This window comes from Flavobacterium sp. GNP002 (assembly GCF_054343795.1).
On record NZ_JBTGUW010000001.1, the window covers coordinates 463,198 to 477,943 of the forward strand.

At 36.3% G+C, this 14,746-nt stretch carries 12 protein-coding genes; 2 read left to right on the forward strand and 10 right to left on the reverse strand.

The genetic code is table 11. The features are described from left to right. Positions 1 to 55 precede the first annotated feature (55 nt). The 3 genes from lipB to ACXX80_RS02125 all read right to left on the reverse strand — a co-directional run bounded on the left by lipB (position 56) and on the right by ACXX80_RS02125 (position 3,126). A complete protein-coding gene (lipB, locus tag ACXX80_RS02115) occupies positions 56 to 760 on the reverse strand; it encodes a lipoyl(octanoyl) transferase LipB (protein ID WP_458551789.1) in 705 nt (234 codons plus the stop codon). A gap of 273 nt (positions 761 to 1,033) precedes the next feature. After that, positions 1,034 to 2,134: a glutathione-independent formaldehyde dehydrogenase gene (locus tag ACXX80_RS02120; protein WP_458551790.1), complete on the reverse strand. Its 1,101-nt coding sequence runs from the start codon at positions 2,132 to 2,134 to the stop codon at positions 1,034 to 1,036. Between the two features lie 251 nt (positions 2,135 to 2,385). Beyond that, entirely contained in the window at positions 2,386 to 3,126 is a 741-nt protein-coding gene (locus tag ACXX80_RS02125) for a hypothetical protein (RefSeq protein ID WP_458551791.1), read from the reverse strand. Between the two features lie 290 nt (positions 3,127 to 3,416). On the opposite strand from ACXX80_RS02125, the gene lysS reads away from it, so the two are divergent. Next, on the forward strand, positions 3,417 to 5,126 hold the full coding sequence (lysS, locus tag ACXX80_RS02130; protein WP_458551792.1) for a lysine--tRNA ligase: 1,710 nt from the start codon (positions 3,417 to 3,419) through the stop codon (positions 5,124 to 5,126). A gap of 146 nt (positions 5,127 to 5,272) precedes the next feature. On the opposite strand, the gene ACXX80_RS02135 is transcribed toward lysS, so the two are convergent. From ACXX80_RS02135 to ACXX80_RS02160, 6 genes are all read right to left on the reverse strand, one after another. Beyond that, positions 5,273 to 6,796 carry a DUF4394 domain-containing protein gene (locus ACXX80_RS02135; protein ID WP_458551793.1) on the reverse strand — a complete coding sequence of 508 codons (1,524 nt, stop codon included), beginning with the start codon at positions 6,794 to 6,796 and terminating at the stop codon, positions 5,273 to 5,275. Positions 6,797 to 6,991: 195 nt separating this feature from the next. Next, positions 6,992 to 7,951, reverse strand: a complete 960-nt coding sequence (locus ACXX80_RS02140; protein ID WP_458551794.1) for a transporter family protein — start codon at positions 7,949 to 7,951, stop codon at positions 6,992 to 6,994. 160 nt (positions 7,952 to 8,111) lie between these two features. Next, complete coding sequence (locus ACXX80_RS02145; protein ID WP_458551795.1) at positions 8,112 to 9,152, reverse strand: cytochrome-c peroxidase; 1,041 nt, start codon at positions 9,150 to 9,152, stop codon at positions 8,112 to 8,114. Between the two features lie 62 nt (positions 9,153 to 9,214). Further along, positions 9,215 to 9,997 carry an MbnP family protein gene (locus ACXX80_RS02150; RefSeq protein WP_458551796.1) on the reverse strand — a complete coding sequence of 261 codons (783 nt, stop codon included), beginning with the start codon at positions 9,995 to 9,997 and terminating at the stop codon, positions 9,215 to 9,217. Positions 9,998 to 10,132: 135 nt separating this feature from the next. Next, positions 10,133 to 10,474 (reverse strand): hypothetical protein, encoded by a 342-nt coding sequence (locus tag ACXX80_RS02155; protein ID WP_458551797.1) that lies wholly within the window; start codon positions 10,472 to 10,474, stop codon positions 10,133 to 10,135. A gap of 129 nt (positions 10,475 to 10,603) precedes the next feature. Beyond that, on the reverse strand, positions 10,604 to 12,418 hold the full coding sequence (locus ACXX80_RS02160) for a hypothetical protein (RefSeq protein ID WP_458551798.1): 1,815 nt from the start codon (positions 12,416 to 12,418) through the stop codon (positions 10,604 to 10,606). Positions 12,419 to 12,897: 479 nt separating this feature from the next. On the opposite strand from ACXX80_RS02160, the gene ACXX80_RS02165 reads away from it, so the two are divergent. Next, the gene (locus tag ACXX80_RS02165) at positions 12,898 to 13,362 is read left to right on the forward strand and encodes a DUF4890 domain-containing protein (RefSeq protein ID WP_458551799.1); all 465 of its coding nucleotides are present in this window, start codon (positions 12,898 to 12,900) and stop codon (positions 13,360 to 13,362) included. Between the two features lie 66 nt (positions 13,363 to 13,428). Here ACXX80_RS02165 and hemL read toward each other — a convergent pair whose 3' ends face one another. Then, positions 13,429 to 14,715, reverse strand: coding sequence for a glutamate-1-semialdehyde 2,1-aminomutase (gene hemL, locus ACXX80_RS02170; RefSeq protein ID WP_458551800.1), 1,287 nt, complete (start codon positions 14,713 to 14,715; stop codon positions 13,429 to 13,431). Positions 14,716 to 14,746 lie beyond the last annotated feature (31 nt).

A 14,746-nucleotide genomic window follows, 5' to 3' on the forward strand; every position in this document is an offset into this window, starting at 1 on the left:
AGATTACTTCACCAGTTCGCCTTACAAGCTCGTGTAAAGTTTTTTTATTTAAGAATTAAGATTTCTCAAAAGTTGAGTCAAAAAGAATAACGAAATGTTTCAGGATTTTTTCTTTGACTTCTTCTTCATTAACTTTTGCTACGCCAAGTTCCACGTTTAAAGAAGTTACGGCTTTACCGCGAATTCCACACGGAATGATATTGTCAAAATAACCCAAATCAGCATTTACGTTTAAAGCAAATCCATGCATGGTTACCCAACGGGAAGCACGAACGCCCATAGCACAAATTTTCCTAGCAAATGGTGTTCCTGCACCTAACCAAACTCCAGTTTCACCTTCACTTCTGCCGCAAACGATTCCATATTCTTGTAGAGTAAGAATAATTGCTTCTTCCAGAAAGCGCAAATATTTATGAATATCAGTAAAAAAATTTTCTAAATCTATAATTGGATACCCTACAATTTGCCCTGGTCCGTGATACGTAATATCACCACCACGATTGATTTTATAAAAAGTCGCTCCTTTGGCTTCCAATTGTTTTTCAGATAAAAGTAAATTACTTAAATCACCACTTTTACCTAATGTATAAACATGTGGATGCTCTACAAAAAGAAAATAATTAGGAGTTTCTAATTCTAGTTCTTCTCTGCGATTTCTAATTTTTAAATCGACGATTCCTTTAAACAATTCTTCTTGGTATTCCCAAGTTTCCTTGTAATCTTTAGTTCCTAAATCTTGAAGCTGGATGGTTTTGTTCATTTTTTAATAAGGCGCAAAGGTTTTGAGGTACAAAGGTACAAAGGTTTGAAATACGAATGTTGAATATTGAATTAGGAATTTTGAAATTGTGAAAATTACACCCAAAATCAGATTTAGCGAGAAGAAAAAAATGGATAATAATAATTCAAAAAAAGTGAATTATTATTATCCAATTAATTGCTGACCAAGGAGGCACGAAACAAACACTTAAATCTTTATTTGTTAGGCGCAAAATCCTCAAATCATCTAAATTTATTACTTAGCTTTTATCATCTATGGTTTCAGTAGCACTTTTGTCCATCCTTTATCGCGGGCATCAAAATGCTTGTAGGCGTTCGGAGCCTCTTCTAATGAAAGTTCATGCGAGACAATTAATGATGGCCTTGCTTTACCAGCAGAAATCAAGGTAGAAAGCTGACGGTTATACGCTTTAACATTTGCCTGACCTGTTGCTATTCGCTGTCCCTTCATCCAGAATTGACCAAAATCAAAATCCATGTGGCCTATTTTTTGCAACTCCTCTTTTGATTTTGGATCTTTAGGAACAAAAACCCCTACAACCCCAATAGAACCAGTTGCTTTTACGGCCTGTACTAGTTCGTTCATGGTTGCATTGGAATGTTCCGTACCATGTTTATCACAACACTGGTACCCTACACATTCGCAACCTCTGTCGGCACCCACACCGTTGGTGAGTTCCAGTACTTGCTCCACTGCTGACCCTTTTGAAAAATCAATTGCAATAGCACCCAATTCTTCTGCAAGTTTCAACCGGTCAGGATGATTGTCAACCACCATAATCTTACTGGCGCCTTTAATACTTGCCGAATGTGCTGCCATTAGTCCAACGGGACCTGCACCATAAATCACGACGGAGTCACCAGGTTTTACACCTGCCAATTCCGTTGCATGATATCCTGTTGGGAAAATATCCGATAACATCACATAATCATTTTCCTTCTCTATCGCATCCTCTGGTAATTTAAGGCAGTTAAAATCCCCATGAGGCACCCGAAGGAATTCAGCCTGGCCGCCGCTGTAAGGACCCATTCCCGCAAAACCATATGCAGCACCTGCAGCACCCGGATTCATCGTAAGACAAAAACCAGTCAAGCCGCTTTCGCAATTTTGACAGTGACCACAACCAATGTTAAAAGGAAGACAAACCATATCTCCCACTTTAATCTGAGTTACGGCTTTGCCTACTTCAACTACCCTGCCCATATTTTCATGTCCTAAAATCTTTCCGGCTTCCATATCGGTTCTTCCTTCATACATGTGAAGGTCGGATCCGCAAATATTTGTAGTCGTTATTTTTACCAGTACATCCGTCGGCTGCTCAATTTTGGCATCCGGCATTTCTACGACCCTCACATCGCGCGGACCGAAATAAACAAGTGCTTTCATAATATCATTATTTAAATTATTTTCTATTAATCGGATTTTGAAGCATAACGGTTTGAAAATATGCTTTTTATCAAATATAGATTATATATTCGCCATCGTTTTTATAGAATTAATAATGATACTTACATAATTATTACTATTATATTTTACTACATCTTCGTGCCTCACTATGATTGGATTTAATTGAGAGATATATCCCATAGCTGCGTAATGTAGTTTTAATTGACATCATCTGTTTCCAAAACCACCTCCAGATTAGTACTTTCAGGATTTACCAAACAATCCGCTATCAGAAATTGTAATTCCAATGATTTTTTATCTTCACTAATTTTCGCATTCGGATTTGAAACGGACTTTATTTTCTTTGGGAAATGATATTTTAGAACATAAGGCTGTGTGATTTTGAATTTAGAAACTTGCGTTTTATATCCTTCAATCTTATCCTGCTGCTTTTTTAGCTCAATTGCATCTGTAATTTTTACTATTCTCTTGAAAACACTTCCGTCAAAAGCATAGTTGACACTGTAATAATGTTCTTCGGCAACCAATGCATAATTATTTTCTATATCATCTGCATATTCTTCGGTTTTGTATAAATCCGCAACTTCGGTTATTTTAGTAAAATTTTGACTGATTGTTGTGCGAAATTCTTTCTCGAAGGAACTTTTCTTTATATGTACTTTTACTGTAGCAAATTTTTGAAAAATGACTTTTTCGGATGCTGGCAATCTGGAAAACGTCTCAGAATGTTTCGTTATCAAATCCTGAAAAACATATGTTGTATCTCTAAAAACTTCTTCTTTGGAGTAGTTTTCACCCATCAATTGCATAAAACTATGCTCGTCTCGCAACTCATTGATTTCAATTTTTCCAGTTCCATCTTGGTTTAAATGAATGGTTTCAGTGACTTGACAACTTGTTAAAAATAGTACTATAAGTAGAAGTGCGCATTTTTTCATTTGGTAATTTAGAGTATTTATTGGTTTTCAAATATACATGATTTGTACTATTTTTCACGCTATTTTAAAATAAAAAGTAGTTGAATAGCCCCGATAGTCCCGAAGCTTCGGGAGACATCCTTTTTTTCTTATTTTTCTTAAACAAGAAAAAAAGATAGAACGAATAGCCGGACAAATTGTCTTGAGAAAACAAAATTATCTGCTCCAAAAAACTAAATTCCTTTATGTATTACTGTCTTTGCAACTTTAGAACTTATATAGTATCTTTGCGCTCTTAAAATCAGAATATAATGGCATTATCCGAACAAGAAACTCTACGTAGAGAAGCACTTACAGAATTACGCAATTTAGGTATCGAACCTTATCCTGCAGCCGAATTTACCACAACCGCATATTCTAGCGAAATCTTAGCTGATTTCGAGAAGTACGAAGGAAAAGAGGTTGTTTTAGCAGGTCGTTTGATGGGTAAGCGTATCATGGGAAAGGCGTCATTTGCGGAATTGAAAGATGCTGAAGGACGTATTCAAGTGTATGTTTCGAGAGATGATATTTCGACTGATGAAGAAAAAACAATGTACAATGTAGTTTTCAAAAAACTATTGGACATTGGTGATTTTATTGGGGTTCGTGGAACGGTTTTCAAAACGCAAGTGGGAGAAATCTCGGTTCATGTTTATGGATTGACGGTTTTGGCAAAAGCCTTAAAACCACTTCCTGTAGTAAAAACGGATGCTGATGGGAAAATGCACGATGCATTCGCTGATCCGGAACAAAGATACCGTCGTCGTTACGTAGATTTGACCGTGAACGACCATGTGAAAGAAACGTTTATCAAAAGAACAAAATTGTTCAATGCGATGCGTTCATTCTTTAATGACAAAGGATATCTTGAAGTTGAAACTCCAGTTTTACAACCGATTCCTGGTGGCGCTGCTGCGCGTCCTTTTATCACGCACCACAACTCGCTTGACATGCCATTGTATATGCGTATAGCAAATGAGTTGTACTTAAAAAGATTAATAGTTGGTGGTTTTGAAGGAGTGTATGAGTTTTCGAAAAACTTTCGTAATGAAGGAATGGACCGTACACACAACCCAGAATTTACTGCTATGGAAATATATGTAGCCTACAAAGACTACAACTGGATGATGAAATTTGCCGAAGACCTTTTGGAGCATTGTGCAATTGCCGTAAATGGAACTTCAGAAGTGACTTTTGGAGAACACACCATCAATTTCAAAGCGCCTTATGCTAGAGTTACGATGACTGATTCTATCAAACATTTTACTGGATTTGATATTTCAGGAAAAAGTGAAACAGAGCTTTTTGACGCCGCTAGAGGAATGGGGATTGATGTGGATAAAACCATGGGTAAAGGAAAACTGATTGACGAAATCTTTGGCGCTAAATGTGAAGGGAATTACATTCAGCCTACTTACATCACGGATTATCCAAAGGAAATGTCTCCGCTTTGTAAACAACACCGCGACAATCCAGAATTGACAGAACGTTTTGAACTAATGGTTTGCGGTAAAGAAGTAGCGAATGCCTATTCTGAATTGAATGACCCAATTGACCAAAGAGAACGTTTTGAAGACCAAATGAGGTTATCTGAAAAAGGAGATGATGAAGCGACTGGAATTATCGATGAAGATTTCTTGAGAGCTTTAGAATACGGAATGCCTCCAACATCTGGAATGGGAATTGGAATGGATCGATTGATTATGTATTTGACTAATAATGCTTCTATTCAAGAAGTATTATTGTTCCCTCAAATGCGTCCTGAGAAAAAACAGGTTAAAGTTGAATTGGAAGAAGATGAGAAATTGATTGTTGTTTTATTGCAAACTAACAATAACCAAATGGAATTTGGCCTACTAAAAATTAATTCTGGATTGAGCGGTAAAAAATGGGATAAAGCCATGAAAAACTTATCTTCTTTGGGATTGACTGAAGTAGTAGTTGATGGAGATGTTAAAGCGTGTAGATTGAAAGAGTAATTTATTCGGGAAATATATTTATAAAAAAGGAGCTTCAATTGAAGCTCCTTTTTTTTATCTCTTAATAATGTTGATGTTGTTTCGGTTCAATAAAAAAAGTCGGCTCTAATCAAAGAGCCGACTTTCTATTTCAATTATATTCTATTTTAAAATCCTAAACCAACAGCCATTGCTGTAGCTTGAATACTTATATCGGAAACTTTAGTAGCTGCGCCAGTTGTCAAGTTAATACTGTACACTGATGTAATATTATTTACTTTCAATAAAGCAAATGCAGCAGCACTGTTCCCACCAATATCAAATCCGCTATCAGCATCAACATTTACCCCTAAACCTCCAATGGCAACTAATGTCCCGTTATTTGGTGGATCTTGACGATATATCATATCCGTTTGTGAGTCAATTACAAATAAAGTTGTTGTTGTAGCTCCAGCAATATTATTGGTGTAAGCAGCTCCTGTTACAAATGGTGTTCCAGGATTTAGATTACCATCAACTGACACTACCGTTCCTAGATCTGGGTGTAAACGTAAGTTTTGACCTGTATTACTCACCAACCTGATTCTATCTACTGTTGGATTAAAATCAAAACCAAAAGAAGTACCTGACAATGCCGTTAAAAAGGGAGACCCAATTGCTGTTAATGCTCCGCTAGCGGTATTCACAGAAAACAATCTGCTTTGATTTGAAACAGCATATAAACCTCCGTTTGCAGGTCTAAAATCTAAACCGACAATACTTTCGTTTGAAGCTAAACCAGTTAATGCAACAGAATTATTACTCCCGCTTGTAGGATTAAAACGAACCAACATATTTCCTGCAGTTGTAGCATATGCAATTGGATTAGTCTTAAGTGCAATACTTATTACTGGAGCGGTAAATTTACCAACATCAACTGCTTTTCCTGTAGTTAAATCGATTGTATATAATGTGGATACATTTGCATTGTTTGTTACAGCAAGAGCAGTTGAATTATCTGCTAAAATATCCATGTCTCCTACACCTTGAAAGTTAACGCCTAAGTCACCAACAAGTTGAAGCGCTCCATCGTTAGGCGGCGTTTGCATATATAGTTTATCTTGTTCAAAATCAATATCATACAACATCGTTATTGTAGCTCCAGCCATACTATTGGTATACGCTACAGCACCAATTTTAGCATTTGTCCCACCATTAATAACACCATCAGTTGCTACAACAGTTCCTAATTCTGGGTGCAATCTTAAATTTTGACCAGAATTAGTTACCAAACGAATTCTATCAACTGTAGGATTAAAATCTATCGAGGCATCACCTCCCGTAACTACAGGCGAGAAAGAACCTACGCCTAGTGCCGTTGCTACTCCACTTTTCTCATTTATAAAGTAAAGACGACTAGACGATCCTACTGCATACAATTGTCCCGTTGCAGGTCTGTAATCTATACTTACAATACTCTCTGATGCAGGTAAACCAACAATAGGAGTGCTTGTAGTTGGAGTTCCTAAATTTCGTGCGTTGAATGTAAGAATGGTATTATTACTGGCTAATGCAGTAAAATTAACGTCAGGTGCCACTACAGGCATCATCATTTCATTGTTCTCATCATCATTGCATGAAATTGCAGTAAAAGATAAAAGTGCTAGCCCAATAATGGAAGCAAAACCTAATTTTTTTTGTTTATTTTTCATCGTTTGTTTATTTAGTTATCCTATCATATACGACAAGTAGTTCGTTATGGTTTTAAAATTTTAAAAAAAATTAAACAACAACTAAATTGAAACGTATAACAATAGTAAAAACCTCCTTCGACTTGAACGGTACAAGCAGACTCAGGTCATCTTGAGAACATAAAAGGTTAACTAAAAAATTTCAACAAACTTTTTTTACAAACTGTAATTGAAGTTTACACTCCAGCGATAATTCGCTTCAACATTGCCGCCGGTAAGATTTTGATTGATGGGTAACATGGCATTAGCTCCAAAAGAAAGTCTATCCTTTCCTACCTCAAAACCAACTTTCCCAAAAAGAATATCACCGTTTGTATTTCTTAATTTTTGATTGTATTGATAATTACTTTCATAGACTTCACCGGCAAAACCAAGTTGTGGAACAATAGAAAAACTATTTTTCTCGTACAAATAGAAAAAAGTTCCAGCGTAATTCAATTGATTTCCAAAACGGTAACTCTTTTGATTTTCTGTTTTAATCACATAATTAAGCATCGAGTTTAAACCAAATTGTTTTCTTTTAATCACATATTCAGTTGCAAAAAGATAATCCCAACTTCCTGTTCCTACTTGAAAACTTGGATTTATACTACCGGAATTTGCTTCATTAAATTTTCCGGTTGGCGCTTTGATTCCGCCTCCCAATTGTAATGTATGTACCAAAAACGTACTGTCTTTATGGGTTTGATACAAACGATACATTGCCAAAACAGTAATATCGCCAATCCCATTGATGCTTTTGTTGCCAGTTGCGGTTTCTCTTTCATGAAAATGATACGGCAATAATGCTGAAACCTGAACCGTTTCGCTAACCGGGATTCGGCCCCAAACCTGAACGGTGTTGAAATTTTCTTTGTACCAAGGCGAATTGCTGTACAAGCCATCCATGGATTTGTATTGTTGATTGAAATACCGAATTCCAACGAAATTAGAGTTTAACATCGAGGCGAATCCCATGCTTCCCCCACTGGCTGAGCAACCGCAGGCATCGCAGAAATCCTCTTCTTCAAGGAAGGAATGGTATTTTGTAAATGGATTTACGGTATTTAAACTGTCTTTTTCGGTGGCGTTTGCCAATTGAAAAAGAAGTACTAAAAGCAATGTGTATTTTTTCATGTTTGTTGTTTTTAGCCCTGATGGAAACGGAAAGCCCACAGCGGAAAAAGCTTGTTTTTCTTGTCCTGAAAAAGCGACCGGAGGAAGCTCTTTTCAGGACATAGAAAAACGGCTTTTGTAGCGAGGACTTGCAGTGTACAGCAGGAAATAGCTTCTAAAATTAATATTCAGAAAAGCGTTTGTCCATTAGGTATTGCGTGTCTGTCAATGTTTTTAGAAAAGCAATAATCTTTGATTTTTCTGTCGCTGTCAAAGGAATTCCGAGTGACCCGTTTTTATTCAAAATTGGGTCTAAAGTAGCTGAATTGACTACACCGGAATTGTAATGATCCATGACGGCTTCTAATGTGAATAAGCGTCCATCGTGCATGTAAGGCGCTGTTTTTTCTATGTTTCTTAGACTTGGCACTTTGAATTTGTACTTATCCTGAGACAACTCCGTCACGCGAAAACGACCGATATCATTGTACGCTGGATCAATTGACAAACCGTTGTTTCTAAAAGAATTGTCCGTAAACAAATCTGTAGCGTGACAACTGGAACATTTTTGGTTAAAAATGGCATATCCGTCCTTCTCGTCTTGCGTTAGCGTTCCGCCAGATTCGTTGCGGCGGTACTTGTCAAAACGGGAATTCGAGGACGTAACCATAACCATAAATTGCCCCAAGGCCTTGAGCATGTTTTCGGAATTGATTTGTCCATCCGTAAAAGCAACTTTGAATAGCTTTTGGTACTCGGAATCACCTTTCATCATAGCAATCGCTTTTGCAAAATCGCCATTCATTTCTATAGGACTTGTGAACGGAATGATAGGCTGTAAATCCAAATGTGATGTTGCTCCATCATACATAAAAGTGGTTTGATAGGCTAAATTCTGGATTGGCGGCGTGTTTCGGGTTCCAATAGCGTCATCTACTCCGTGACTCAAAGTATGTCCGTGATGCGTAAATGCATCTTCCTGAATGTGACAAAATCCGCAGGAAACGATCCCATCAGAAGCTAATCGGCCGTCGTAGAAAAGCTTTTTCCCAAGTTCAAATCCTTTTTCGGTGGGTGGATTATTCGCCAGATCGTATGCCAAAGGCGGGAAATTTGCCGGAACTTGAAAGTTCAGAGGAACGTCCTGATAGTCTTCGCTTTCATCAGCAGAACAAGACCACAGCAAAGGAAAAATGAGCAATATGATATATTTTGCTTTCATTTTATATTTTTTTTTAAAAAAGCGGTCGGAGATTTAATTTCCAACCGCTTCCAGATTAAAAATTAATCGTTGTGAACGTGATCTATTTTGAACATTGAAGAAACGTTAGTAGTAACCAAAGCCAGTTTAGCGCCACCCATAACGGTTGCCGCTTCCGTAAGACTGATTTTATTAGTTCCATCTATAACTTGAGACAAGTCCGTCATGATGTGTACCTGAGGTGTAATTGTAGTTCGTACCAAAGCTTTTTCAGGGAAACTCAAAGTGACTTCCACATAATTATAATCGGTTCCGGTTTGTCCGGTATGCACTTTAAATTCTTTTGCAGTTGTAACCGTAGGAGCTGTAAAAGTACCTTCGAAAGCAACAAACTTATAACCTGCACTCCAAGACCACATCATTCCGGCAGTTTGGGCTGTTGCCAAGAAATCTCCTTGACCCGTTGCTCCTGCTTCCCACTGCGTTTTATCGACTCCAATTCCGTATTTTATTTTAGTGTAATTTCCGGCAGGAATGTTTGAAAGATTCAATACTAATGTTGCAGTCGTAGCTTCGTCTACAATAAAATAGCTTTGACTTTTGGGGTAAGTAAATGTAGTCCCATCCTCTTTTGTCAAGACAATATTACTCACAATGTACTTCACTTTTGAAACCGCTACAACCTCAGCATTCGAATTGGCGTAGTTCGTATTGAAAGCAAAATTAGCCGATTTGTATACATTGTCAAATTCTAATTTTAAATTTCCGTTCCCGGTAATCACTTCATTATCATCGGCATTAGAACAAGAAAACAAGGTAACTGAGATAGCCATTACAGCTAGTATATTTTTTAATTGAAATTTCATTTCTTCAGATTTTTATTTTGAATATAAGTACAGTTTCGCATGCCATTTTTGGAGTATTATTTCCAAAAAAAGCAAACAAATTTTCATCTGTTGTATAGAACAGATGAAATAAAGCATACTACATGCTTAAAAAATTTATGAAATGAAAGTGGGTGGGTGAAAAACAGAAGCACTATTCAAATGAAAGTATAAATTAGAATAGTATGGGTTTATTTTTTCTTTGGTATCAAAAAAAACTGTTGCCATTTCGAAAGATTTGATTTCCTCAAAAATGATCACATCCAGTATAGGAGCATTTCCTTTTTTATCGGAAGAAAGTGGCTTTTCAGCCTCAGAAGCTTTGGCCAATTCTTTCATCAAATGACATTTTCCGTTACATTGCATTTTAGGTTTGTCCTTATTTATACAAAGTACTTTTGAAATGTATTCATAATTCACGACATACTCTAAAACCGGAAGAACGGGCTTTATAAGCATGATCAATACAATTATAAATATGATTTTTTTCACGGTGCAAATTTACAACATCAAACAGTAAAAAAAAATGTTTTTAAATAGAATAATCCTGTAAAAATCATTCTATTTAAAAACAAATATTTGGAGGCTTTACGCCAATTTTAATTCAGGAATTTGAATCTCATATAATTCTAATTTATAGGAATTAAATTGACTGAAAATCTCATTTTTAGTGCTTTCGAAAAAAGGAGTTTTTGCGAATAAATCTTCATAATATCCAATCCCTACTAATAAATTATTTTTAAACGAATTCCATTTTTTAATTTGTCCCAAAGTTATTTCTTCAGTAACCGCTGTGATTTCATTTTTCAGATAATCCAAATACATTTTTAATTCTTTGACAAACAGATTTGGTCGATCAATAACCGTCAATACAGATGCGTTTCCATAAATGTGCTGCATCATTTTAGAAAGTGAAACTTCTTTATCAAAATAAGCCATATTAGGTCCTGGACAAATGATTACGCCTTGCGCCTGCCCTTTTATCTTAATGTTATTTTCAAGATACGAAGCATTGGCTAAACCCACACAAAGACAGGCTTTCTCCGTAATACTGTTTTTCTTTTTTTCGAAAATTTCAGCAGTTAAAATATCTTTTTCGAGAAGTAATTCTTCCAGTTTTAAATCTTGGTATTTTTTGGAAGATGTACAAATTCCTTGCGCATCATATTCTTTGCTTAGCGCCAAAAATCGTTTTGGACATGAACTTCCCGCTTTGCTTTCCTCAATTCGTTTCAATTTCAATTTTTCATTCGTCGTTCCTCGCAGTGTATTGAAAGGAATTCCTAACGGCGAAATATGACTTAAATATAAATCATCTTCTTTGGCTCCAGCCAATAAATCTCTGGTGTGTTTATCTACCGATGTGGCTTCAGGAACCAATAAAAAAGGCGAACCCCAACCCACAGAATCCACTTCATAATGGTCCAATAGAAAATCGTGTTCTTCAGCAGTTCCTACGCCGCCTTGAACCGTGATTTTTAAATCCAAAGGTTGTTCCGGAACATGCATTTCTTTTTGTCCCAATGCTTTCACCATCAACTCATGTGCGGATTGAATTAATTGCTCTTTTTTCTGTTTAAATTCTTCTAGAATCGGTCCTAATAAATACCCTTCAGTTGCAAAAGCATGTCCGCCACAATTGAGTCCGGATTCGATTCGATATTCAGAAACCCAAAGTCCTTTTTTAGCTAAAAAATTCCCTTGGATCATCGCAGAACGAAAGTCGCTTACTTTGAGCGTAATTTTCTTTTTCAGTGCATTATTCGCATCTGGAAAGAAAGCCGAAAAACTTTCAAAATAGCTGTATAATCTTGGATTCATCCCAGCAGATAAAACAACCGAAGATTCTAATGTACTATTCACAAACCCGCGCAGCGCGGCATGTGCATCATTAAAAATAATTGGTAATTGTTCCTCTTTGATAAAATTATCCTTATCCAATTTGGTCATAATATTGACATCAATATCGCCAGGATAAAGATTTTTCTCCAGATAATTTTTGATGTTTTCTTTGAAAGCAAAACCATCTTCCAAAAAGTTTTGCAAGCCTGCTTTAATTTCTGATTTGTTGGGCAGCATTCCGATGTAGTTTTCCAAAGCTGATTTGCTTTCGGATAATTCCGTCTTAAAGTTTTCAAATTTTTCCTTCACGATTTTGTCTACCAAATTCAAATAAGAAGTAATGCGTTCTGCGCGGTAATCATGTATTTTTTGGGTAATTTCCTGATACGGCAAATCGAATTTCTTGCTGTAAAAAGCATTCATTTTTTCGATAAGTTCATCATCCATAATTGAAATCACGGACGAAATTCCATACTTTGCCACTCGTATCGGACTATCAATCGTATAAGCAAGTCCCATAACCGGGATATGAAAAGTATGTAGTGGTTTACGTGTTGTCATGTTAAAATGATTTAAATAAATAAACCACAAAAATCGAGAAACAAAACCGTATAAAAACTGATAAATATCATGCTTTCAAAGCTATAAACAGTATTTATTTTGTGCCTTTTTATAGAAAAAAAATAACTTCAAACCCGTTGGGTGTAATTAATAAAAATTTCAATTAGTCTTAAATAAAAAAAATGAACCACATAGAAACATAGAAAAAAGAGTCGGATAGCCCAATTGCTTCGCCTGTTCGCTATCGCTCGGGTCTTGGGTTCACATAGCTATGGGTTTCTCTAAAAAAGTGAAACACCCTCCAAAATTTAAATATCTATGTTTCTATGTGGTTAAAAAATTAAACAAATTGAATTACACCCAACGGGTTAACTTCAACTTTACATTTAATCCTAAAACCAAAACGATAAACTTTTGTTAACGATTAAACTTTTTAGTTCTATTCCTATCTTATACTTATAAAACTTAAAACAATACAAATGAAAAAACTATTTATCGTTGCATTATTAGTTGTCGGAATGACAAGCTTTGCACAAGAAAGAAAAGCAAGACCAGAGAGAGCTCAAATGGAGCAAATGACTCCGGAGCAAAGAAACCAATTGCACTTGAAAAAGATGACTCTAGAATTAGATTTGAATGCTTCACAGCAAAAAGAAATGAGTAAAATCATCGCTGAACAAAGTACCAAAAGAGAATCTAGAAGGGCAGAGAGAAAAGCAAACAAAGATTCGGCTAAAAAACAACTTACCGCTGACGAACGTTTTGCTAAAAAAAGCCAAATGTTAGACGAGCAAATTGTGATGAAAGAGAAAATGAAAAAAATTCTTTCAGCAGACCAATATAAAAAATGGGATGAGATGAAAGGGAAAAGACACAACGGAATGAAAAAAAGAATGGCATACCATCAGAATAGAAAACCAGCAAAAATGGGTGAAAAAAAATAATCCATTTACTTAAACTATTTCATCTTATTTCATAAAAAAAAGCCCCAAATTTGGGGCTTCTTTAATTTAAAAGGTTTTCGATACTTTGTCTATCGCTCGAATGGTAAAATCCAAATCCTCATACGTTAAAGCATCGGTAATAAACCATGTTTCATAAGCGGATGGCGCAATATATATTCCTTCCTGCAACAATCCGTGGAAGAATTTCTTGAACGTTTCGTTATCGCCATTTGCTGCTGTTTGAAAGTCTACAACCGGAGCAGCATCAAAATGAACCGAAATCATTGATCCAATAGTATTGATTGTAAATGTAACATTATTTGCTTTCAATACTTTATCAATTCCTGCTGCCAAATATGCTGTTTTCTCTGCTAATCTTTTAAAAATAGTACGATCACTATCTAAAGCCTGCAACATCGCTAATCCTGCTGCCATTGCCAATGGATTTCCTGACAATGTTCCTGCCTGATAAACGGGGCCTAACGGAGCCAGATAATTCATGATTTCTTCGCGAGCGGCAAAAGCACCAACAGGTAATCCTCCACCAATTACTTTTCCAAAACAAACGATATCAGCCGTTATGTTAAGCAATTCCTGAACACCGCCTGCAGCAAGCCTGAAACCGGTCATAACCTCATCAAAAATCAATAGAATTCCGTTATCGGTACACAATTGGCGCAAGCCTTCTAAAAAGCCTTTATTGGGCGGAATACAACCCATATTCCCCGCAACAGGTTCTACGATTATGGCAGCAATTTCATTTTTATTTGCATCAATTAAAGTGGCTACATTTTCTAAATCATTATATTTTGCAAGTAAAGTATCCTTAGCCGTTCCTGCAGTAACTCCTGGGCTGTTTGGTGAACCAAAAGTAATGGCTCCACTTCCCGCTTGGATTAAAAACGAATCCGAATGACCGTGGTAACAACCTGCAAATTTTATTATTTTATCTCTTTTGGTAAATCCGCGAGCCAGTCTTACAGCGCTCATACAGGCTTCGGTACCGGAATTTACAAATCTAATTTTATCGATATTTGGAACCATCGCAACGGCTAAAGCTGCAATTTGCGTTTCTAATTCTGTTGGCATTCCAAACGAGGTTCCTAACTTCGCTTTCTCAATCACGGCGTGTACGACCGGTTCGTAGGCGTGTCCTAAAATCATTGGCCCCCAAGAATTGATATAGTCAATCAAACGGTTTCCATCTTCATCATACAAATAAGCACCTTTGGCACTTTTGACAAAAATTGGAGTTCCACCCACTGCTTTAAAAGCTCTTACTGGCGAATTTACACCTCCTGGAATTACTTTTTCTGCTTCAGCAAAAAGCTGACTGCTTCTTTTATACAACATTTATAAATTATGAATTATAGTTATTTTTTCA

Bases quoted from the DNA above. Each gene is read 5' to 3' on its own strand.
- lipB (WP_458551789.1), bottom strand. From the start codon at position 760: ATGAACAAAACCATCCAGCTTCAAGATTTAGGAACTAAAGATTACAAG.
- ACXX80_RS02125 (WP_458551791.1), bottom strand. From the start codon at position 3,126: ATGAAAAAATGCGCACTTCTACTTATAGTACTATTTTTAACAAGTTGT.
- lysS (WP_458551792.1), top strand. From the start codon at position 3,417: ATGGCATTATCCGAACAAGAAACTCTACGTAGAGAAGCACTTACAGAA.
- ACXX80_RS02135 (WP_458551793.1), bottom strand. From the start codon at position 6,796: ATGAAAAATAAACAAAAAAAATTAGGTTTTGCTTCCATTATTGGGCTA.
- ACXX80_RS02140 (WP_458551794.1), bottom strand. From the start codon at position 7,951: ATGAAAAAATACACATTGCTTTTAGTACTTCTTTTTCAATTGGCAAAC.
- ACXX80_RS02145 (WP_458551795.1), bottom strand. From the start codon at position 9,152: ATGAAAGCAAAATATATCATATTGCTCATTTTTCCTTTGCTGTGGTCT.
- ACXX80_RS02150 (WP_458551796.1), bottom strand. From the start codon at position 9,997: ATGAAATTTCAATTAAAAAATATACTAGCTGTAATGGCTATCTCAGTT.
- ACXX80_RS02155 (WP_458551797.1), bottom strand. From the start codon at position 10,474: ATGCTTATAAAGCCCGTTCTTCCGGTTTTAGAGTATGTCGTGAATTAT.
- ACXX80_RS02160 (WP_458551798.1), bottom strand. From the start codon at position 12,418: ATGACAACACGTAAACCACTACATACTTTTCATATCCCGGTTATGGGA.
- ACXX80_RS02165 (WP_458551799.1), top strand. From the start codon at position 12,898: ATGAAAAAACTATTTATCGTTGCATTATTAGTTGTCGGAATGACAAGC.
- hemL (WP_458551800.1), bottom strand. From the start codon at position 14,715: ATGTTGTATAAAAGAAGCAGTCAGCTTTTTGCTGAAGCAGAAAAAGTA.